20 protein-coding genes are annotated in these 19,985 nt (G+C 72.6%); 9 read left to right on the forward strand and 11 right to left on the reverse strand.

Annotated elements, in window-relative coordinates:
* Nucleotides 1-108 precede the first annotated feature (108 nt).
* Both AB0J21_RS19275 and AB0J21_RS19280 read left to right on the forward strand, forming a co-directional pair.
* A complete protein-coding gene (locus tag AB0J21_RS19275; protein ID WP_363147176.1) occupies nucleotides 109-360 on the forward strand; it encodes a hypothetical protein in 252 nt (83 codons plus the stop codon).
* Nucleotides 361-440: 80 nt separating this feature from the next.
* Nucleotides 441-1,754, forward strand: a complete 1,314-nt coding sequence (locus AB0J21_RS19280) for a metallophosphoesterase (protein WP_363147177.1) — start codon at nucleotides 441-443, stop codon at nucleotides 1,752-1,754.
* A gap of 189 nt (nucleotides 1,755-1,943) precedes the next feature.
* On the opposite strand, the gene AB0J21_RS19285 is transcribed toward AB0J21_RS19280, so the two are convergent.
* Nucleotides 1,944-3,086: a glycoside hydrolase family 76 protein gene (locus tag AB0J21_RS19285; RefSeq protein ID WP_363147178.1), complete on the reverse strand. Its 1,143-nt coding sequence runs from the start codon at nucleotides 3,084-3,086 to the stop codon at nucleotides 1,944-1,946.
* A gap of 564 nt (nucleotides 3,087-3,650) precedes the next feature.
* Between AB0J21_RS19285 and AB0J21_RS19290 the strand changes: the two genes are divergently transcribed.
* Together AB0J21_RS19290 and AB0J21_RS19295 are read left to right on the forward strand one after the other, a co-directional pair.
* The gene (locus AB0J21_RS19290; protein WP_363147179.1) at nucleotides 3,651-4,430 is read left to right on the forward strand and encodes an SDR family NAD(P)-dependent oxidoreductase; all 780 of its coding nucleotides are present in this window, start codon (nucleotides 3,651-3,653) and stop codon (nucleotides 4,428-4,430) included.
* 137 nt (nucleotides 4,431-4,567) lie between these two features.
* Complete coding sequence (locus AB0J21_RS19295) at nucleotides 4,568-4,807, forward strand: DUF4287 domain-containing protein (RefSeq protein ID WP_363147248.1); 240 nt, start codon at nucleotides 4,568-4,570, stop codon at nucleotides 4,805-4,807.
* Between the two features lie 174 nt (nucleotides 4,808-4,981).
* On the opposite strand, the gene AB0J21_RS19300 is transcribed toward AB0J21_RS19295, so the two are convergent.
* Nucleotides 4,982-5,992 carry a LuxR family transcriptional regulator gene (locus tag AB0J21_RS19300; RefSeq protein WP_363147180.1) on the reverse strand — a complete coding sequence of 337 codons (1,011 nt, stop codon included), beginning with the start codon at nucleotides 5,990-5,992 and terminating at the stop codon, nucleotides 4,982-4,984.
* Between the two features lie 147 nt (nucleotides 5,993-6,139).
* Between AB0J21_RS19300 and AB0J21_RS19305 the strand changes: the two genes are divergently transcribed.
* A complete protein-coding gene (locus AB0J21_RS19305) occupies nucleotides 6,140-9,094 on the forward strand; it encodes a M4 family metallopeptidase (protein ID WP_363147181.1) in 2,955 nt (984 codons plus the stop codon).
* Between the two features lie 103 nt (nucleotides 9,095-9,197).
* Here the strand turns inward: AB0J21_RS19305 and AB0J21_RS19310 are convergent, their stop codons facing one another.
* Complete coding sequence (locus tag AB0J21_RS19310) at nucleotides 9,198-10,490, reverse strand: MFS transporter (RefSeq protein ID WP_363147249.1); 1,293 nt, start codon at nucleotides 10,488-10,490, stop codon at nucleotides 9,198-9,200.
* Nucleotides 10,491-10,507: 17 nt separating this feature from the next.
* A complete protein-coding gene (locus AB0J21_RS19315) occupies nucleotides 10,508-11,053 on the reverse strand; it encodes a winged helix-turn-helix domain-containing protein (RefSeq protein ID WP_363147182.1) in 546 nt (181 codons plus the stop codon).
* Nucleotides 11,054-11,168: 115 nt separating this feature from the next.
* Here AB0J21_RS19315 and AB0J21_RS19320 point away from each other — a divergent pair, with 115 nt between their 5' ends.
* A complete protein-coding gene (locus AB0J21_RS19320) occupies nucleotides 11,169-11,597 on the forward strand; it encodes a hypothetical protein (protein ID WP_363147183.1) in 429 nt (142 codons plus the stop codon).
* Between the two features lie 50 nt (nucleotides 11,598-11,647).
* Here the strand turns inward: AB0J21_RS19320 and AB0J21_RS19325 are convergent, their stop codons facing one another.
* The 4 genes from AB0J21_RS19325 to AB0J21_RS19340 form a co-directional block, all read right to left on the reverse strand.
* Complete coding sequence (locus AB0J21_RS19325; RefSeq protein WP_363147184.1) at nucleotides 11,648-12,256, reverse strand: DJ-1/PfpI family protein; 609 nt, start codon at nucleotides 12,254-12,256, stop codon at nucleotides 11,648-11,650.
* Entirely contained in the window at nucleotides 12,253-13,260 is a 1,008-nt protein-coding gene (locus tag AB0J21_RS19330; protein WP_363147185.1) for a GlxA family transcriptional regulator, read from the reverse strand. Before AB0J21_RS19330 ends, AB0J21_RS19325 begins: the two co-directional genes overlap by 4 nt.
* 357 nt (nucleotides 13,261-13,617) lie before the next feature.
* Entirely contained in the window at nucleotides 13,618-13,833 is a 216-nt protein-coding gene (locus AB0J21_RS19335; RefSeq protein WP_363147186.1) for a DUF397 domain-containing protein, read from the reverse strand.
* Nucleotides 13,766-14,662, reverse strand: coding sequence for a helix-turn-helix transcriptional regulator (locus AB0J21_RS19340; RefSeq protein ID WP_363147187.1), 897 nt, complete (start codon nucleotides 14,660-14,662; stop codon nucleotides 13,766-13,768). The genes AB0J21_RS19335 and AB0J21_RS19340 overlap by 68 nt, the downstream gene beginning before the upstream one ends.
* A gap of 116 nt (nucleotides 14,663-14,778) precedes the next feature.
* Between AB0J21_RS19340 and AB0J21_RS19345 the strand changes: the two genes are divergently transcribed.
* Nucleotides 14,779-15,021: a hypothetical protein gene (locus tag AB0J21_RS19345; protein ID WP_363147188.1), complete on the forward strand. Its 243-nt coding sequence runs from the start codon at nucleotides 14,779-14,781 to the stop codon at nucleotides 15,019-15,021.
* A 13-nt stretch (nucleotides 15,022-15,034) separates the two neighbouring features.
* Nucleotides 15,035-15,259, forward strand: coding sequence for a hypothetical protein (locus tag AB0J21_RS19350; protein ID WP_363147250.1), 225 nt, complete (start codon nucleotides 15,035-15,037; stop codon nucleotides 15,257-15,259).
* A 69-nt stretch (nucleotides 15,260-15,328) separates the two neighbouring features.
* Here the strand turns inward: AB0J21_RS19350 and AB0J21_RS19355 are convergent, their stop codons facing one another.
* Nucleotides 15,329-15,928, reverse strand: coding sequence for a CGNR zinc finger domain-containing protein (locus AB0J21_RS19355; RefSeq protein WP_363147189.1), 600 nt, complete (start codon nucleotides 15,926-15,928; stop codon nucleotides 15,329-15,331).
* 165 nt (nucleotides 15,929-16,093) lie between these two features.
* On the opposite strand from AB0J21_RS19355, the gene AB0J21_RS19360 reads away from it, so the two are divergent.
* On the forward strand, nucleotides 16,094-17,443 hold the full coding sequence (locus AB0J21_RS19360) for an MFS transporter (protein WP_363147190.1): 1,350 nt from the start codon (nucleotides 16,094-16,096) through the stop codon (nucleotides 17,441-17,443).
* Nucleotides 17,444-17,562: 119 nt separating this feature from the next.
* On the opposite strand, the gene AB0J21_RS19365 is transcribed toward AB0J21_RS19360, so the two are convergent.
* Nucleotides 17,563-18,495: a cyclase family protein gene (locus AB0J21_RS19365; RefSeq protein WP_363147191.1), complete on the reverse strand. Its 933-nt coding sequence runs from the start codon at nucleotides 18,493-18,495 to the stop codon at nucleotides 17,563-17,565.
* Nucleotides 18,496-18,715: 220 nt separating this feature from the next.
* Complete coding sequence (locus AB0J21_RS19370) at nucleotides 18,716-19,933, reverse strand: MFS transporter (RefSeq protein ID WP_363147192.1); 1,218 nt, start codon at nucleotides 19,931-19,933, stop codon at nucleotides 18,716-18,718.
* Between the last annotated feature and the right edge of the window lie 52 nt (nucleotides 19,934-19,985).

Raw genomic sequence — 19,985 nt, forward strand, 5'->3', positions numbered from 1 at the left:
TGCGTCGCCGTCGCCGCCCCCGCCTGCGGTACGGGGGTCATCCCGGCGCCCCCGGCCTCCCGCGCACCCCCGCGAAGGGCGGCGCGACCCCGGCGCGATACTGGAAGCATGAAGCTCAGCCGCCCCCTCTCCTGGTTCCTGCTCGCTTTCGGGGTGTGGAGCTGGATCATCTGGATCACTTTCGCGAAGAATCTCTGGAAGGACGGGAGCGGTCTCGCCTTCGACGACGCCGGAGACCCGACCGCCTACTTCTGGGTCCACCTGCTGCTCGCGGTGGTGTCCTTTGTCCTAGGGACGGTTGTAGGGGCCATCGGGTTCCGGGGTCTGCGCGCCCTCCGGAAGGCCGACCTCCCGGTGTGACCCGGCAGCGGGGGCGGTCCGGCCGTGTCCGGGACGCCGCCGTACGGGAACCCCGTCCACCGGCGGCCCGTTGACGCGGCATGGTCATTCTCCTCGCGGCGGCCGTGCTCGTCGCGCTCGCCGTGCTCGCCGCCCTGCACTGGTACCTGTGGCGCAGGCTCGTACGCGACACGACAGCCGCCCCCGGACCCGCCCGCAAGCTGGGCACGGCGCTCTTCGTGGCCGGCCCCGTCCTGATGATCGCCGCGATGGCGGGCAGCCGCTCGGGCCTCCCCTTCCGGGCGCAACAGGTGCTGGCCTGGCCGGGTTTCCTGTGGGCGGCCCTCGCGATCTACCTCCTCCTCGCCGTCCTGGTGGGAGAGCTGCTGCGCCCCCTCCTCATACGGGTGACGCGCCGCCGCTCCACCCTTACGGGTGAGGACGGGACCGGTGTACGAGCGCAGCGGCAGGCGGACCGTACCGAGGTGACCGTGGGCGCGGAACAGCGACCGGCCGCCGCGGAACCGCCGGAGGCGACGGCCACGGCCACGACTAGGGCCGCTTCCGCGCCCCCGGTCCCCGCCCGGTCCTCCTCCCGCCGTCTGTTCGTGTCGCGGATCGTCGGGGGAGCGGCGGCGGCCGCCGCCGTGGGGACGGTCGCGCAGGGGACCTACGGGGTGCTGCGCGGCCCGCGCGTCAAGAACGTCACGATCCCGCTGGCGAAGCTGCCGCGCTCGGCGCACGGCTACCGGATCGCCGTGGTCAGCGACATCCACCTCGGCCCGATCCTCGGCCGCGCCCACACCCAGCGCGTCGTCGACACGATCAACGCGACGCAGCCGGACCTGGTCGCGGTGGTCGGCGACCTCGTGGACGGTTCGGTGGCCGACCTCGGGCCGGCCGCCGAACCCCTGAACCAACTGCGCGCCCGGCACGGGAGCTTCTTCGTCACCGGGAACCACGAGTACTACTCGGGCGCCGACGAGTGGATCGACAAGGTCCGGGAGCTGGGCCTGCACCCGCTGGAGAACGCGCGCGTGGAACTGCCCGGCTTCGACCTCGCGGGCGTCAACGACATCTCGGGCGAGGACCACCACGCCGCCCCCGACTACGGCAGGGCCCTGGGCGGCCGGGACACCTCGCGCGCCTCGGTGCTGCTGGCGCACCAGCCCGTGATGATCCACGACGCGGTGAAGCACGGCGTGGACCTCCAGCTCTCCGGCCACACCCACGGCGGGCAGCTCTTCCCCGGCAACCTCATAGCGAAGCTGTCCAACCCGACGGTCGCGGGCCTCGACCGCTACGGCGACACCCAGCTGTACGTGACCCGGGGCGCGGGGGCCTGGGGCCCACCGGTCCGCGTGGGGGCGCCCTCGGACATCACCGTGGTCCGGCTGGCCTCGCGGCAGGCGTGAGCGGGCGGCGGCCGGGACGGAGGACACCGCACCGGAGCGGCCCGGCCCGCCGCTGCGGAGCGGCGGGGTGCCCGCCGCCCGCCTCGTTGCCCGCTGCCCGCTGCCGGGCGCGCCCCCCTCGTCCGGCCGCTGTCACGGCACCCCCGTCACGGCATCGTTGTCATCGCACCCTCCGTCACGGCATCGTTGTCACGGCCGGGTGGCCGGGGTGACCGCCTGCATGATCACCGAGCCGATGGCCTCGATCGCCCGGGTGTCGTCCTGCGGTGTCTGCGCGTCCCAGCGGTTCCACGTCAGGTTCAGGTCGGTGCGCCGCGCGTTCCACGCCGCGTCGGCGTTGCGCTTCATGAAGTCGTAGTAGTCGCCCCACAGAGCGTTCTCGCGGACGAACTCGCCCATGCCGCGCGAGAACTCGGTCTGCCAGGTCCCCTCCCGCTGCCCGTCCGTCATGATGCCGTCGACGGTGCGGTCCCGGATGACCCAGTCGACGGTCCGCTTGGCGTCGTCGAAGATGCTCCCCACCCCGTTGCTGCGGTACAGGGCCTGGGCCGCGCCGACGAAGGCGCCCGCCGAGTAGACGGTCTGCCCGCTCGCGAGAGTCCCGTCGGCCGCCATGTTCTCGTGCACCCCGCCGGTCGAGCGGTCCAGCAGCGCCCCCCACACCCAGTCGTAGATCGCCCGCGCCTTGTCGAAGTACCCGCGGTCGCCGTTCGCCTCGTAGATCAGGCAGCCGAGGATGACCGCCGGGCTGTTGCTCAGCGCGCTCTTCTCCTCCTTGTCGACGCTCCACCAGACACCGCCGCCGAGCGCGTCGTCCCAGCCCCGGTCGTAGACCCGGTCGAAGGCGTACCGCGCCTGGTCCAGATAGGTCTGGTCACCGGTGATCGCGTGGCCGCGCACGAAGGCCAGCCCGGCCCAGAGCAGGTCGTCGTTGTAGTCGTTCCACCCCCAGTCGTACAGCCCGCCCGAACCCTGGTTCTGCTGGAGGAAGGTGTCGAGGAGGCGGCCGACCAGATCCCGCGTCTCGGTGCGCGGATCGCTCTCGTACACGTCCTGCACCGCCTGGATGTCCAGCGCCTGACGCCAGAAGTAGTCCTTCTCCGCCTTCTCCAGGGACTCCTTGTAGTACCGCTGCTCGCCGTCGGAGACGAGGAACGCGCTGTTCAGCGCGGCGAAGGCCGCGGCGGCGTTGTCGGTCCCCAGCGCCACGGAACGGGGCGCCGCTCTCCCGGCGCGCCGCAGGGGCTGCGCGGAACCGGGTACGGCCGGCCCGGCGAGCGCCGCGACCACGCCCGCGGTCGCCGCCGTGAGGACTGATCTGCGTCGGATCATGTGCGTACTCCTGAGTCCTGAGTGGGGGGTGTGGGCGGGCCGGGGAAGCCCGCCGACGTCAGGTGGTGCCGTCTCCCTCGGCACGCTGGAAGCGCCGAACTCCCCTTGTGGGGTTCGGGGTTCGGCGCTTCGTCGGTTGTCGGTCAGTCGTCGTTCCGGAACCTAGAGATGTGTGCGGGGGCCGTCAAGCGGCTGGGCTCACCCAGGTCGGACTGCCCGGGCGGGACCACTTCCGCGGGCTCACCCTCGCGGGTCCGCTCCTGTGCGGTGCCGACCGCGAGAGGGGTCCTGTCACTCCCCTGGACGCGTGGGGAACTGGCTCGACCCACCGGACGGAGCGAAGATCGGAAGCACCACTGATCCACCGCGCCCGCCGACGCCGGGGTGACACACGGCGGCCGCCCGGCCGCCGCACCCCTCCAGGCCGGTCATCACGGAGTCCGGTCGCAAGGCCGGTCGCACCCGTCCGGTCACAGGGCCGGTCTCCGTCACGGAGTCCGGTCACAGGGCCGGTCTCCGTCACGGAGTCCGGTCGCAGGGCCGGAAAGCCGAAAGGGAACCCTCATGAGCAAGCTCGCCCTCGTCACCGGCGCGACCTCCGGCATCGGGAGGGCCTTCGCCGAACGCCTCGCCGCCGACGGCTACGACCTGATCGTCGTCGGCCGCCGCCAGGACCGCCTGGTCGAGTTCGCCGCCGACCACCCCGAGGTCACGGTGCGCCCGGTCGTCGCCGACCTGTCCACCGAGGAGGGCATCGGCCTGGTGGCGTCCTACTGCGCCGACGAGCCGCTGGACGTCCTCGTCAACAACGCCGGTGTCGCCCACTACATGCCGCTGGCCGAGCTGCCCGCCGACAAGGCCCGCGAACTGGTCGGCGTCAAGGTCCTGGCCCCCACCGAGCTCATGCGCTCCGCCGTCGGCGGCATGCAGCGGCGCGGCAGCGGCACGATCGTCAACGTCGCCGGGATGATCGCCTTCTCCGGCCCCGCCGACAAGTCCCAGATGCCGCGGCGCGCCGTCTACGCCGGTGCCCTGGCCTATCTGGTCGCCATGACGCAGACCCTGGCCGCCGAGGTCGAGGACTCCGGCGTGCGGGTCCACGTGGTGTGCCCCGGCGTCGTCGCCACCGAGTTCCACTCCGTGCAGGGCCTGGACCTCAGCTCCGTCCCGCGCATGAGCGCCGCCGACGTCGTCACCGGGGCCCTGCGCGGCATCGAACTCGGCGAGACCGTCAGCGCCCCCGGCGTCGAGGACCACCAGCTCCTCGACGACGTCTTCACCGCCGACCTCGCCGCCTTCGGCGGGCAGAGCACCGGCCTGGCCACCCGCTATCAGAAGGGCTGACGTCCTGTCGCCCCCCGGGGGCCGCGCCACGGCGTCGGGGCCGCGGCCGGGTCGGCGTCCACCGATGACCTTCCCGCCCCGCTCCGGTCGTAGTACTACCAGTAGGCAGCGACCGGCAAGGACACGTCACCATGAGCATCACCGCCAACGCCACCAAGGGCCCCGCCAGTTACTTCCCCGCCATCGAGAAGAAGTACGGGAGGCCGGTCGAGGAGTGGAAGGGGCTCGTCCGCTCCTCGCCGCTCACGAAGCACATGGAGCTCGTCGCCTGGCTGAAGGCCGAGCACGGGTTGGGCCACGGGCATGCCAACGCGGTGGTCGCGCACACGCTCGCGGAGCGGAAGGGCGGGGGCAAGGGCGCGGGCGCGGGCGCGTAGGGAGACGGGCGGACGGATCAGCTCCCTCGGGGCGGCGTCCGCCGTCCGCGTCCGCCGTCCGCGTCGGCCGTCCGCGTCGGCCGTCCGGACCTTGCCGTCCGCGTCGGCCGTCCGCCCCCTGCCGTCCGTTGTCGCACGCGCTCCCGCCGGCGTGTCGTAGCCGCGCCCGGGCCCTCACCCCGTCAACCAGCCCCGCAACGCGGCCTGTACGCCCGCCTGGAACCGGGTCTCCGCGTTCAGCTCCAGCATCAGCCTGCTGATGCGGCGCCGCACCGTGTGCACGTGGACGTCGAGGCGGCGGGCGATGGCCTCGTCCTTCAGCCCGGACGAGAGCATCGTCAGCAACTCCCGGTCGGCGTCCGTGACCTGGCCCTGCGAGGCCGCCCCGATCGGCGCCGCCCGGTCCCACACCGCCTCGAACAGCGGTACGAGGGCGTGGCTCAGCAGCGAGTCGCTCACCACGAGGGCCGAGGCCGTCGGGTCCGCCGCGTCGCTCGGCGGCAGCAGCGTCACCCGCCGGTCCACGGTGATCAGTTTCGTGGGCAGATCCGTACCCACCCGGATCTGCACGCCCTGCGCCGTCAGTTCGTTCAGGCCCCGGGCGCGGCCCGGGAAGCTCAGCCCCTCCCGGTCCACGGCCACCCGCACCCGTACCCCGCGCCGCACGGGTTCGGTGACGTCCAGCGGGGCGGGCATCCCGTCCGGCTGGCTCGCCGCGTACGGCGGCCGGTCGAACAGCGCCACCTCCTCGTTGGCCGACACCAGCAGGGAGGCGGCGCGCTCGGCGATGGCCCGGCTGCCGTGGACGGTCTCGATGCCGAAGGCCCGGGTGTCGTGCGCGGTGCTCAGCAGTTGCGCGGCGATCCGGTCGACGGAACCGGTGAGTTCCTCCAACTCGGCGGAACGGCGCAGTAGTTGTGCCTGATGGAGGTGGATGACATTGCGCAGCGCGGTCGCCGGGGCGACGGCGGCCGGCAGTCCGGGCCCCCGCGCGGGCTGGACGAAGCCGTGCTCGGCGAGCCGGCCGAGCGCGGCGGCGACCCGGCGCGCGGTCAGCCCGAGGGCGCGGGCCAGGGCGGTGCGCGTGGGGTGTGCGGGTGCGTCGAGCAGCGCCTCGTACACCCGGAGTTCGTCGGCCCCGAGCCCGAGAGCGTGCCACCGCGCGTCCAGTTCACCCCACCCCACCTGGCGATTCTGGCCAAGTCCCGCAGCCCACACAAGTGTCCACGTACACAAGTCGGCACCTGGAACGCATTGTTCACATGCCCGCTCAGGTACTTGCATGTCCGCATCCGGAATCCGTTCACCCAGCAGTGACATCGGAGGGGCACCGTGCGGAGTGCGACGCGCAGGAGATCGGCCAGTGCAGGGAAGAGAACCGGGAACAGTGCGGGGAGGGGCGCGGGCAAGCGGGCGGGCGGCATAGCCCTCGGCCAGGGCGTGGCGGCGCTGCTGGCCGCCGCGGGCCTCCTGGTCACCGCAATGCCGTCCGCGCAGGCGGACACCGGCACCACCACGACGGCCGCCGGGTCCGGCACCGTCACGTCCACCACCTCGGCCGCCTCCGGCGCCACCACGGGCGCGGAGACGGACACCCCGTCGCTCGTGACCGGTCTGCACGAGGACGTCTCCGCCACCGCCGACGCCGCCGACGCGGCGCGCGGCCACCTCAAGGCGAAGAAGAGCCGCTACCACATCGCGGACACCTCGGCGAAGGACCTCACCTCGCTCGGCACCGACACCGGCAAGGGCGGCGAGGAGACGGTCCGCCTCCAGCAGAAGTACCAGGGCGTCCCGGTCCTCGGCGGGCAGTACGTCGTCCGGATGACGAAGAAGGACGGCAGGCGCGCGGTCACCGGCACCTCCGGCAACTACTTCACCAAGCTGAAGCTCGGCACGGTCACTCCGGAGGTCTCCGAGAAGACGGCGGTCGAGCGGGCCGTCGGCGCGGTCACCGCACAGCTCGGCGCGGGCCCGCTGAAGGCCCCGGCCAAGGGCGCTCCGGCCAAGGGCGGGAAGCCCGGCGCGGCCCCGCTGGCCGGGAAGTCCTCGGGCGTCACGATCCTCCCGCAGGGCGAGGGCGTGCTGACCCGGCACATCACGGTCACCGGGACCGACGCGGCGGACGGCAGCCCGGTGCGGCAGGAGGTGTACGTCGACGCGCACTCCGGCTTCCCGGTCCTCCAGTACAGCGCCATCCAGACCTTCGGCGCGACGGGGGCCGCCGGTGGCGCCACGGCCACCGGCGAGACGGCCGCGCCCGACGCCACCGCTGCCGCCTCGCAGCTCGTCGTCAAGGGCACCGGCACCCGCTACAACGGCGAGAAGACCGAGGTCAACCTGTACCAGGGCGCCGACGGCGCCTACCAGACGATCGACTACAGCAAGCGGCCCGCGTCCTCCCCGTACGACGGGGAGATGATCGCCACCTACGACGCGCGCGGCCGCGAGGTCGCCAGCGCGTCCGGCACGTGGCCCAGCGGCGTCAAGACCTTCCAGTCGGCCACCCCCGACCTCGGCGCCGACTTCACCGACTCCGGTGCGGTGGACGCCCATTGGGCCGCCGGTCAGGTCTACGACTTCTACAAGAAGAACTTCGGCCGGGACGGCCTGGACGGCAAGAACGGCTTCATCCAGTCCCTGGTCGGCGTGGTCAACGGCGGTCAGCCGTACAACAACGCCTTCTGGGACGGCAGCAAGATGGTGTACGGCCAGGGCGGCGACGGGTACCGCACGTTCTCCGCGGACACCGACGTGGTCGGCCACGAGATGACCCACGGAGTCGTCGAGCACACCGCCAACCTGGTCTACGCGGGCCAGTCCGGCGCCATGAACGAGGCCATCGCCGACTACTTCGGCAACGCCATCGACGTGACCGCCAACCACGTCCCGATGTCGGACCCGGACGCCTCGCTGCTCGGCGAGGACCTGTGCACCGACCTCCCTTCGCGTGAGTGCGCGCTGCGCGACCTGAACGACGGGCACACCACCTCCAAGGACTTCGTCGGCGTCTCCTTCCGCGGTGACAACGGCGGGGTGCACGCCAACTCCACGATCTTCTCCGGCGCCCTGTGGGACCTGCGCGAGGACCTCGGCGCCGAACTCGCCGACAAGATCGTCTACCGCGCGCTGTCCGCGTACATGACGCCGCTCGACGGCTTCACCGAGGGCCGCGCCGCCGTCATCGCCGCCGCCCAGGAGCTGGGCGTCACCAACGCGCAACTCAAGGTCGTCAAGCGGTCGTTCGACGCGCACGGCATCACCCCGGGCTGGGAGAAGGCGCTCGGCGTCGACGCCGACACGATCCTCTCGAAGGTCAACGTCTCCGGCACCGGAGTCGGCGCGGGCGGCGGCAAGTACGCCGTCTCCCGCTCGAACGAGGACGGCAGCGAGCCGTACTCGGTGTGGGTCGGCAACACCACCGGCAAGGGCGCGCCCAAGCTGATGAGCGCCAACAACGGCGACTACAACGTGTACGCCGACACCGATGGCAAGACCGTCGTCTGGGCCGAGTACACGAACTCGTCCATCCTGTTCCACGCGCGCCCGCTCACCGGCGGGCTCGACAAGGTCGTCGGCGCCTCCGGCACGAACGTGTCCTCGCTGAACGTGGACGGCGACCTCGTCGTCTACACGACGACCGACCCGTACATGGGCTCTCAGCACGTCGGCTACATCAACCTGAAGACCGGCGCCACCGGCCTGGTCGACAAGGGCCTGCCGGTCATGTCGACGGCCCTGCCCTCGGTCCGTGACGGGAAGATCGCCTACGCCAAGCTGTGGCCCGAGGCGGACGGCTACAAGCTCGGCGTGGAGGTCCTCGACCCCGCGACCGCCGCCACCACGCTCATGCCGGTCGACCCGACTGCCACGGCCGGTGTCGGACAGACCGCGCTCACCGATGACGGCGTCTTCTGGATCGAGGACGACGACGCCGCCGACACCGGTCAGGCCGCCGTCCGCCGCGCCGCCCTCGACGGCTCGGACCCGGTCACCGTCGTCCCCGAGTCCGGCGCCGGCTCCCTGGACGCGTACACGCTGACGGCCTCGGACGACGCGGTCACGATCATGACCCTGCCGCTGGTCTCGGACGGCACCAACGCGACGCTGCCGAAGCTGTACCAGGTGGCCCCCGACGGCAAGGGCGGCGCGCAGCGCGTCTCCTGCGACCGGGGCGACCAGGTGTACGCCGCCGCCGACGAGGGCCGCACGGTCCTGTGGATCGACGGCACCACCGGCTACACCAACCTCGTCAAGCGGGACCGCCCGGCGGGACAGTGCGGCTGAGCACCTGACCCGGTCGGGTGCGGTGAACAACGAGATGCGGTGACCACGGCGGCCGGGCTCCCTCACGGGGTCCGGCCGCCGTACGCGTGCGTGCGTGCGCGGCTCAGGCCAACGACCCCGCGGAGCCCTGAACGGCACCCTCCTGAACGGCATCCCCGGACTCCTCCGGGTGGCGGGGTTCACCGGCCGGGGCGGCGGCCCGCAGCGCCGCTTCCACCTTCCGGTTGCTGGTCATGGTCGACGTGACGGCGGTCATGGTGAGGAGCAGACCGGCGGCGGCGTACAGCGGGGTGCGTACGTCGTAGGCGGTGGCCAGCCAGCCGCCGAGGAAGGCGCCGAACGGGGCGGCGCACATGGCGAGCATGCGGGAGGTGGAGGCGACCCGGCCCATCAGGTGGGCGGGGACGATCGCCTGCCGCAGCGAAGGGGCGAGCACCATCGTGGCGCCCATGCCCGCTCCGCAGACCGCGAGCGCGAGGCCCGCGACGTACGGGTCGGGGGCGGCGGCGAGGCCCAGGACGGCGAGCCCCTCGACCGCCGCCGTGCAGGTGAGCGCGGCGCCGGTGCCGAGTACCCGGCCGAGGAAGGAGGCGATGCCCGCGCCGAGCAGACCGCCGGTGGCCTCCGCCGTGAGGAGCAGGCCGAAGCCGAAGGTGCCGATGCCGAGACGGTCGTGCGCGAAGAGGGCGAGGACGGTCTCCACGGCGAGGAAGGCGATGTTCCCGACCGCCGGGCGCAGCGCGAGTCCGAGCAGCAGCCGGTCCCGGAACACGTACGAGGCACCGGCCCGCGCCTGCCGCAGCAGCGACTCACGGGCCTGCGGTACGGGACGGGGCGCGGCGGGCAGCGACCGGACGAGCAGTGCGCAGAGCGCGAACGACACCGCGTCGGCGAGCAGCGGGACCGCCCGCCCGAGCGCGAGCAGGGCACTGCCCGCAGGTGGCCCCGCGAAGCCGGACGCGGCGGTCTGGGCGCCGCGCAGACGGGAGTTGGCGCGCTCCAGGAGTACGGGGTCACGGCCGAGCAGATCCGGCAGATAAGCCGTCGCGGCCGTGTCGAAGAAGAGTCCGCCGAGGCCGAGCAGGAAGGCGACGGCCGCGAGCAGCGGAATGCTCAGCACGTCGAGCGCGGCCGCGCCCGCCGGTATCGCGAGCAGCACCGCACGCGCCGCGTCCGTCACCCACATCGTGCGCCGGCGGTCCCAGCGGTCCACCAGCGCACCGCCGAGCACCCCGAAGAGCAGCCACGGCAGGGTCCCGGCGGCCGTGACGACGGCGAGCGCCATCGGGTCCCGCGTCAACGCCAGCGCGAGCAGTGGCAGCGCGGCGTGCGACACGCCGTCACCGAGCGAGGACACCGTCTGCGCGGTCCACAGTCGTCCGAAACCGGTCGGCAACTTGCTTTCTGTCAGGCTCACTTGGCGTCCCCCTTGGCCTGCTGATGGCGGGTTGCCGGGTGGAACAGCGCGAAGACGAGCGACGCGTCCGGCAGTGAGGGATCGGACAACTCCCGGTATTCGTCCGCCAGCGCCTGGAGCCGCGCCCCCAGCTCCGCGAACTGCTCCTCGGTGAGCCGCAGATGGGCCATCCCCACATGCCGCTCGCCGTCCGCCGGCGCCGCCTCCAGGTCCGCCACCGCGTGCCGCATCAGCACGTCCGGACCTCCCTCGCCCGGGTCCGGCAGCACGATGGACCGCGCGGCCATCGCGTAGTACCGCTCGGTGACCCCCCGGACCTTCCGCGTCCGGACCACCTTCACCAGGCCGGCCCGCTCCAGCAGCCGTACGTGGTAGCTGGAACTTCCCTTCGCGAGCCCCACGCGGTCGGCGATCTGCGTGATCGTCGCGGGCTCGAAGCGCAGCACGGCCATGATCCGGTGACGCGTGAGGCTGGACACGGCGCGTAGCTGCTCGTCAGTGGTGACACGGAAGGTCTCGGGAGGTCCGTCATCGGGAGGCATGGCCTAATGGTCAACACTTCTTGACCATTGAGCAAGGGGTTTTCGCGATGTACCAAAACCTCACGTATGAACCCGTGGACTGCTTCAGTGGTCCGGTGGAGAACGGAGTGTCCGAGTGAACGAGTCCGCAGCGCTGCGGGTGGGGCCGGCCGCACGGCTCAAGGAGGCGGGGGTGGTCCTGAGCGCCGAGTGGGAGGCGGCGGTGCTGGCTGTCCCGCGTGAGGCGTTTCTGCGGGGCGGCTGGTTCGAGTACGACGGCGACGGGTGGTATCGACCGGTGTCGCTGGAGGCGTCGCCCGAGCTGATCGGCCGCGTGTACGAGGACGACACGTTGGTGACGCGGCTCGCCGGACGCGTGGTGCCCCGGCAGGTCGAGGGCCGGCTGGCGCAGGTGCCCACGTCGTCCTCGACGCTGCCCGGTCTGGTGGTCCGGATGCTGGAGGAGCTACGGGTCCGGCCCGGCATGTCCGTGCTGGAGGTCGGCACCGGCACCGGCTACTCTCCACGACCGCGCCTGACGGGCTGCGGGGCACGTACCTCGTAGGGGGCGGCCGGCCGCCGGGGAAGGCGCCGAACGACAGGCCGGGGCCGATCTCAGGCGACGAGGGGTTCGTCGGCGAGGTAGGGCGGCGCCGGGTCGTACTGGAGGTACCGGCGCACCGCGCGGGCGTGCTCGACGCCGTGCAGCCGGCCCACCAGCCAGAGGGCGCTGTCGATCCCGGCCGACACGCCCTGGCTGGTGATCAGGTTCCCGTCCACGACATAGCGGGCGTCACGGACGACGGTGACATCGCCGCGCGATTCGAGCGTGTCCTCGTAGCTCCAGTGGGTGGCGACGCGCCGCCCGCGCGCGGGCCCGGCGGCGTGCAGGATCACCGCGCCGGTGCACACGCCGCTGACCCAGGAGACCTGTTCCGCGTTCTTGGCGACCCAGCCGGTGACGACCGGGTTGTACAGCTCCGTCTCGCGCGCCCCGGGGCCACCGGGGACCAGCAGCACGTCGAGGGGCGGGTGGTCGTCGAAGGTGTGGTCAGGCAGGACGCGCATGCCCTTGCTGCAGCGTACGGGTCCGGATCTTTCGGAGATGAGGACGGCGGTGTCCACGCCGTCGCGCAGCATCGAGGACGCGGTGAACACCTCCCAGGGGCCGACGAAGTCCAGTTCCTCGGCACCGTCGAAGACCAGCAGTCCGTAGGTGGTCATGAATGCTCCTGTTCTTGTTCCTGTTGCTGTTCCGCCCGGGTGGTGGCGGTGGACCGGAATCGCGCCCGGTAGTCGGAGGGGGCGACGCCCAGGTGACGGTGGAAGGTGCGACGCAGTGTCTCGGGGATGCCGAACCCGCAGTGCCGCGCGATGGCCTCGACCGGGTCGTCGCCTTCGGCCAGCGCGCGCTGGGCGGCCTCGACACGTACTCGCTCCACGTACGAGGCGGGCGGCGTGCCCAGTTCGGCGGTGAACCGGCGCTGTAGGTGACGCGGGCTCAGCCGCGCGCTCCGCGCCAGGTCGGCGATCGCGTGCCGCGCGCCGGGATCGGCGTGGATGGCCGATACCGCGGCACGGACCGGGTCGGTCGCGGGTTCTCTCGCCCACAGCACCACGCTGAACTGGGACTGACCGCCGGGCCTGCGCAGGAACATGACCATCTCGCGGGCGACAGCGTGAGCGACGTCCCGCCCGAGATCGTCCTCGACGAGCGCCAGGGCGAGATCCATTCCTGCGGTGACACCGGCCGATGTCCACACCTGCCCGTCCCGGATGAAGATGGGCTCGCAGTCGGCCTCGACACCCGGATGTTCCCTGATGAGCTGCTGCTCGCGGGCCCAGTGCGTGGTGACCCTGCGCCCCTCGACGAGTCCGGCGGCAGCCAGCAGGAACACCCCGCTGCACACCGAGGTGACGCGGCGGGCGTGCGACCCGACGGCTCGGATCCAGCCGGTCAGCTCCGCATCGCGGCGCGCCAGGTCGACTCCCTCGCCACCGGCCACGACCAGAGTGTCGACATCCTCGGGATCCACCTCGTCCACCCCGTGCCCGGCGTGGACCACGAGCCCGCTCGCCGCCCGCACCGGCCCTGGACGAGGCGCCACCACCAGCCGGCGATAGCCGCCGGCCAGCCGCCCGGCGTGCTGGAACACCTCGTGCGGACCGGTGAGGTCAAGGGGCTGAAATCCCTCGTAGATCACGAAGACAATGCTGCGTTCCGTCACCCCTCCACCTTCCGGGACCCGGCGTGACGGCGTCCACGACATGCACCCCACAGATCACGCCGCAAAGAGCCGCTGAAGATCAGGGGCACGCAGCGGCGACCGTCACAGGAAACCTCGGACCCTCGCCCAGCCGCGTGGGATCACTGCCGTCCTGACGCTCCTCGACTCCCACCGCCGGCAGACGATCCCCCCGGGGGCTGCTGCCCATGACCAGCACGAGCACCCAGAAAGCCCGTCACACCCCGTGGTCCAGGCCGGCGGTGCTCATGGAGGTCCTCATCGCGGAGTGGGCCAGCGTCGCCCTGTCGCCTCGTGAACCTTCGGGACGGTCCTGGCCGTGCAGGTCAGGCAGCCGGGTCAGGATCGCGGCTGACGCGCCCAGTTGACGAGGGCGGTGAAGGCGGCGGGGCTGAAGGTGAGGACGGGGCCTCGGGGGGTCTTGCTGTCCCGGACCGGAACCGTGGTCGTTGCGCGGGCTACGGAAGGGGCCCACTCCAGGCAGCTGTCACCGCCGTTCCCGCTGTAGGTGGACTTCGTCCAGTCCACGCGGGTGTAGTCCGGGGTGGTGCTCATGGGGGAGTTCCTCCATCGTGGAGCGGATCAGCTTCGCCGAATCGCTGGGTGACAAGGCATAGGCCCTGACCAGATCGTACGACCGCTGATGCGCTTTGACGATGTGCGTATCCTCCAGCAGGGTTCCGGTGGTGATGCTTTCCTCGTAGGCGACACGAGACCCGTCGTCAAGGGTGAGCAACTTCAGTGAACCGCCCGCCAAGGGATGTCCCCCGTGGACCATTGGGAGAACCTGCAGGATGGTCGTGGACGTGCAGGCCAAGCCAGCCAGGTGCGCTAGCTGCTCGCGCATGACCTCCCGGCCGCCATACGAGTGCAGCAAAACCGCCTGGTCAAGGAGTACGTAGAGATCTGGCGCCGGGTTCTGGGTCAGAAGGCCCTGTCGACTCATGCGGGCCGTAACGAGTTCATCGATGTCGTGCAGGGTGGCTCGCGGATTGTGGACCCTGAACTGCGCTCGCGCGTACGCCTCGGTCTGCACAAGCCCGGGGACGATGAGCCCGCTGTACTGCTGGATCAGGCTGGCGCGGGCCTCCAGTTCCACCATTCTGCGGAACTGATCCGGGTGGAACTCCTTGCAAGCCAACGCGTAAAGCTTCCCGAACCACCCGTCCGACGTCCCGAATGCCGCGTCGAGGAGCGCTGGGAGATCCGGTGGGATCATCGACTCCGCCGTCTCGTAACGGGCCAGGGAGCTCTTGCTGTACTTGATGACCGCGCCCAGGCTCTCCAGGGACATGCCCGCTGCCTCGCGCAGCCTCCTCATCTCCGCGCCGAACATGTGTCGCGCGGAGCGGTCCGGGGTCAGTTCGGTGGGTCGAGCCGGCATCGCAACTCCTCTTCCCTCGCGTCCGTTTGGGACGTCAATTGCTTGGGAGCGTAGGGCGCGGCGCCGAGGATGGGAGGACAGAACCACCGAATCCCCTCCACCGAGTGAAGGTCCCCATGAAGAACGACGACGTACCCAGCTGGTCCCAGATCGTCAACGACGCGCGGGAGGCCAGGGACACTCTGCGGCTGGCCCTGCGGGCTCGCGGGGTGACGCTGCCCTCCCTCGGGCTCGACCCGTCCTCGCTCGCCACCGAGCCCGCGCGGCCCCTGGTCGAACTCGGGCGCGTCACCCCGGCCGTCGCCCGGGACCTCGCGCGCGTGCTCGCCGCCGGACCGGGCGGAGCCGGCCGTGAGTGAGCAGGCCGTACCGGTGGGGCCGGGTGCGCCGCGCCCCGGCGCGGTCGTACGGGACGAGGCCAGCGGGCGGGTCGGGGTCGTCATGGGGCAGGTCGGGCCGTACACCCAGCTCCGTCCGCTCGGCGGCGGCCGGGAGTGGGACGCCGACCCCGGGCGGATCGTCGTCATAGGGCGGGCGGAGGTCCTGAGCGCCCGGCTCGCCGTCGTCAACCGGAGGTCCCGGCAGGGGAGGGGCTGAGCCGAAGGGCCGGGCCGCCCGTCGTTCGTCACCTCGTACGCGTGCGGGCGGCCCGCACGGCTCTACCCGTCACTCGGGCCGCGGTGCCCCGGTGGCCCTGCGTGCCGCGAGGCGGCGGGCCTTGGCCCGGTTGCCGCACACCCGCATCGAGCACCAGCGGCGGCTGCGGTTCTTCGAGGTGTCCCAGAAGACCCAGGCGCAGGCGTGTTCGGAACAGCGCTTGAGCCGCGTGGCCTCGCCGGTGAGGGCCAGTTCGCTCCACGCGATCGCGAGCGACGCGAGGGCCTTCCTGGCCGCCGGGAGGTGCGGCGCGGGGGAGAGCACCCCGGTGGCCCCGGCCCCGGCCCCGGCCCCAACCCCGGTCCCCGGTCCGGCTCCGGTGGTGACGACGACGGGGAGTTCGCGCAGCGCCTCGGCCGCGTCGCTCAACAGCTCGTCGTCCGGGGTGTCGCCCACGTGGACGCCCAACTCCTCGCGGATACCCGCGCGTACGCGCAGACACAAGGCGTGGTCCCGCGCGCGGACCCGCTCGCCGCCCCGCAGGAGCCCCTGTTCGCGCAGCCAGGCGTCGAGCTTGCGAGCCGTGTCCAGGTCGTCGGTCCCCTCCTCGACGTCCAGCGTGTTCGCGAACGCCTCCACGAGCCGCGCGGATGCGGGCGCTTCGGGCATGGATCACCTCCTGCGAAGGGGCCCAGACTACACCGGCTAACCGGCTATCCGCTTTAGCGGGTAGCGGACCGGCTCACCTCCGTGCCAGACTCGGCGTACCGGGGTAACCGGCATAACGGTTTAGACGGTTAGGGCGTTCGGCCGTCCGACGGTTGGGGGAGACTGATGGGCGATCACCGCGCCGATGCCGGGGAGGGAGCGCCGGTCGCGTTCGCCGCCGCGCTTCCCGAGGACTTCGTGCCGGGCGCCGCGCCGCCGCCCGCAGCGCGTCGCGGCACGCGCGACACCGTCGTCCTCCTCGTCTTCACGGCGCTCACCAACCTCGCGGACGGCGTCACCAAGATCGCCCTCCCCCTCCTGGCCACCCGGGCCTCCGCCTCGCCCGCCCAGATCTCCGCCGTGTCGCTCACGCTGTCCCTGCCCTGGCTGCTGGCCGCGCTCCACGTCGGAGTGCTCGTGGACCGGGCGGACCGGCGGCGGCTGCTGTGGGGGGCCAACGCCCTGCGGCTGCTCGCGGTCGGTGCGCTGATACCGCTCGCTGGCGCCGGGGCGGTCGGCATCCCGGTGCTCTGCGCCGCCGGTACGGTGCTGGGCGTCGCCGAGGTCGTCGCCCTCACCTCGGCCTCGGCGCTGATCCCGGCCCTGACCGCGCCGGAGGACCGGGAGCGGGCCAACACCTGGATCGCGGGCGCCGAAACGGTCTGCAACGAGTTCGCCGGGCCCTTCGTCGGCGGCCTCCTGCTCGCGGCCGGCACCGGATTCGCGCTCGGTGCGACCTGGTTGTCGTACCTGGCCTCCTCGCTCGTCGTCCTCCTGCTCGTGGGCCGCTTCCGCGCGAGCCGGCGGGACGCGGTGAAGGGCGAGGCGCGGGCCGCCACGGAGACCGTCCGGGAGCAGATCGCCGAGGGTCTGCGCCATCTGTGGCGCCACACGGTGCTGCGGACCATGGCGCTCATCCTGACCGTCCTGTGCGCGTGCTGGGGTGCCTGGCTCGCGCTGATGCCGCTGTTCGCGACCTCCGTCATGCACCTCGATTCGACCGAGTACGGCGTCCTGTTGAGCGCCCTGGGGGTCGGCGGCCTGACCGGTGCGCTGACGGTCACCTGGCTCAACCGCCTCCTCGGTCGCCGCTGGGTCATGTTCGCCGACCTCGTGGGCACCCTCGCGATGATGGCCGTGCCCGCCCTGACGGCCGACCTGCGGGCGGTGGCCGGCGCGGCCTTCCTGGGCGGCATGGGCGGCACCCTGTGGACGGTGAACTCCCGGACCATGGCGCAACGCCTCGTGCCGGACGCCCTGCTCGGCCGGTTCGGGGCCGTCAGCCGGCTGTTCAGCTGGGGAGCCATGCCGCTGGGCGCCGGTCTCATGGGCCTGCTCGCCGAAGGGCTCGGACTGCGGCTCGCCTTCGCCGTCTTCGCCGGGTCGGTCGCCCTGACCGTCCCGCCCTTCCTGCGGGTGCTGACCCGGTCCGTCCTGGCGGAGGCGTTCGGGGACCGGCGCCACCCGCCTCGGTGAGCGGCGCGGGCAGGCCCGGCCACGACGACGGACGGCGCCACCGTAGGTGCCCGTCCGTCGCGGACCGGACCCGTACGCGCGTCGCCGTACGTCAGGACACGGTCGTCAGAACGCGGTCGTCAGAACAGGGCGAGCGGGTTGACCGGCACCCCGGTCAGTCCGTGGATGCGCGGGGGAGCGACCGTGAGGAGGAAGGCGTAGCGGCCCAGTTCCGCGCACACGGCGGCCAGTTCCTCCAGGTCGGGGACGTCGATCAGCGGCATGCCGAGGAGCGGCAGGGCGACGTCGTGCAGCGGCATCGGGCAGGCGGGGTCGTGGCCGGGGTGGGCGTCCCCGGCGTCGCCCGTGAAGAGCGAGGCGCCGCGCCGGTCCATCCAGCGCACCGCGTCGAGGCTGATCCCGGGCATCTCGCGGTCCGGCTGGGGCCCTCCGATCCAGCCGCTGCGCACGACGAGGGCGTCCCCGGACTCCAGCCGTACGCCCTGCCGTTCCTCGGCGGCCTCCAGGTCCCGCGCCGTGATCGCGTGCCCGGGCTCCAGCGCTGTGCCCGGAGCCAGGTCGAGCAGGACGCCCCGGGTGACGATCCCGGCGGCGAAGGCGGTCGTGGAGCCGTGGACGGCCCCGGCCGGGCTCAGGCTGCGGGTGAGGGGCCGCCCGGGATAGACATCGCCGTCACGCGGTATGTGCACCAGGGCGTCGATGTGCGTCGAGCGCGTGTGGTGGTTGACGACGGTCATGACGTCCACGGCCGCCATCGTCGGGGAGCCGGTGTACGTCACCGTCTGCTGCACCGGCGAGGCGGGCCGGCCGGCGGGGGCGAAGGGGCCGCTGACCACCGGCGCGGGCTCGATCACCTGCGCCAGGGAGACCGCGCGGCCCGTCCGCACCTCGGCGGCGCCCCGCGCCCGTACCTCCTCGGTGATCAGGTTGAGCGTGCCGAGCTGGTCGTCGAGGCCCCAACGGCCCCTGTTGGACGGCAGATCCGGGGTGGCGGGGGCGATGTCGGTGTCGGTGTCGTTGTCGGAGGTGGTGTCGTCGTGTCGCATGGTCATGTGCTGTGCGCAGCCTCTCCGTCGTATCGCTGGTGGAGCGGGCGCCCGGCGACTGTACGGGTGACTGTGAGGCGAAGCGGGACAGCACCGGGCCCCGGTCACCGCACTGTACAACTCAGCGCACGCTGAGTTCAGGCCGCACCGAGTGTGGTCCGGAGCGGTCGCCGGGCTCACGAGCCCGCCCGGACTCACCGGCTCACGAGTCCCCTCACGCCCGGCGTCAGTGACCGCTGAGCCCCGTTTCCTGCTCCCGCTCGGTGGCGACGGCTCCGGCCGAGAGGAGCGTAGCGGCGGCGAGGCTGCCCCAGAGGGCGGTCGGGCCGTGGGGCGCGAGAGCGGTGACGGCCGCCGGGGAGACGGCGAGGCCGAAGCCCGTGGAGAGCTGGAAGCGGGAGAGAGCCCGGCCCAGGACATGCGCGGGGGCGAGGGCGGCGACGAGCGCCGTGGCGCTGCCCGCGTAGATGATCTCGCCGACGGTGCAGACCACGGACACCGCGGCGACGGCCGGGGCGCCCCAGCCGTGTCCCAGGGAGGTGGCCGCGAGGAAGCCGAGGTAGGACGCGGTGAGCACCACGCCGGCGACCGCCAGCACCGACCGGCGGGGGAAGCGGGACAGCAGGACGGTGACCGGAACCTGGAGGGCGATCACCAGCACCGTGTTGGCCGCGAAGACGACCCCCGACCACACCGGGGAGGCGCCCATCTGCGCCACCAGGACCAGAGGGAGCGCGACTTCGGGGACGTTGAGGCAGAAGACGTAGATCACGTTGGCGGCCAGGAGCGCGCGCATCCGGGGTGCGGGCACGTCGTCCCCGCCCCTGCCCGCGGCAGCGGCCGGAAGAGCGTCCACGTGGACCGACCACGCCAAGGCCGCCGCGGCGAGGTAGGCGAGCCCGGTGACGGCTGCCAGCGCCTGCAACACGGTGGTGCCGCCCGCCAGGCACGCGGTGGCGAGCAGTGCGCCGGCGCCCAGTCCGGCGTTGCGCAGGGCGCGGCCCCCCGCGAGGGCGGCGTCGCGTTCCCGGCCGTGGGCGACCGTGGCCACGAGGGCCGCGTGGGCGGCCGGCCACGCCTGGTTGCCGATGCCGAGGAAGAGCGCCGCCGCCGCGAACAGCCCGACGTGCCCCGCCGGGGCGGCCAGCAGCAGCGCCACGCCCAGTACCCGCACCAGCATCGACGCCGCCACGACCGTGCTGCGTGCGCCCCGGTCCAGCCATCGGCCGACCGCGGGCATGCACACCAGGCCCAGGACGGCGCCGACCGTCATGGCGAGGCCGGTGGCCGACGCGGACAGCCTCAGCACGGACACCCCGTAGAGGAGCAGGAAGGGCCGCAGCAGGCCGGTGCCGAGCGCGTCCACGGTCAGGGCGACGGCGTAGCGGGGGCCTCCGGAGGCTCGGACGAGGGTGTGCGGCCGGATCTTGACGGTGGTTGCCATGGCGTAACGGTGCGTCCGGCGTCGAGCCGGCCCTTGCCGGTTGACGGACATC

This window comes from Streptomyces sp. NPDC049954 (assembly GCF_040656295.1).
Classification (GTDB): Bacteria; Actinomycetota; Actinomycetes; order Streptomycetales; family Streptomycetaceae; genus Streptomyces.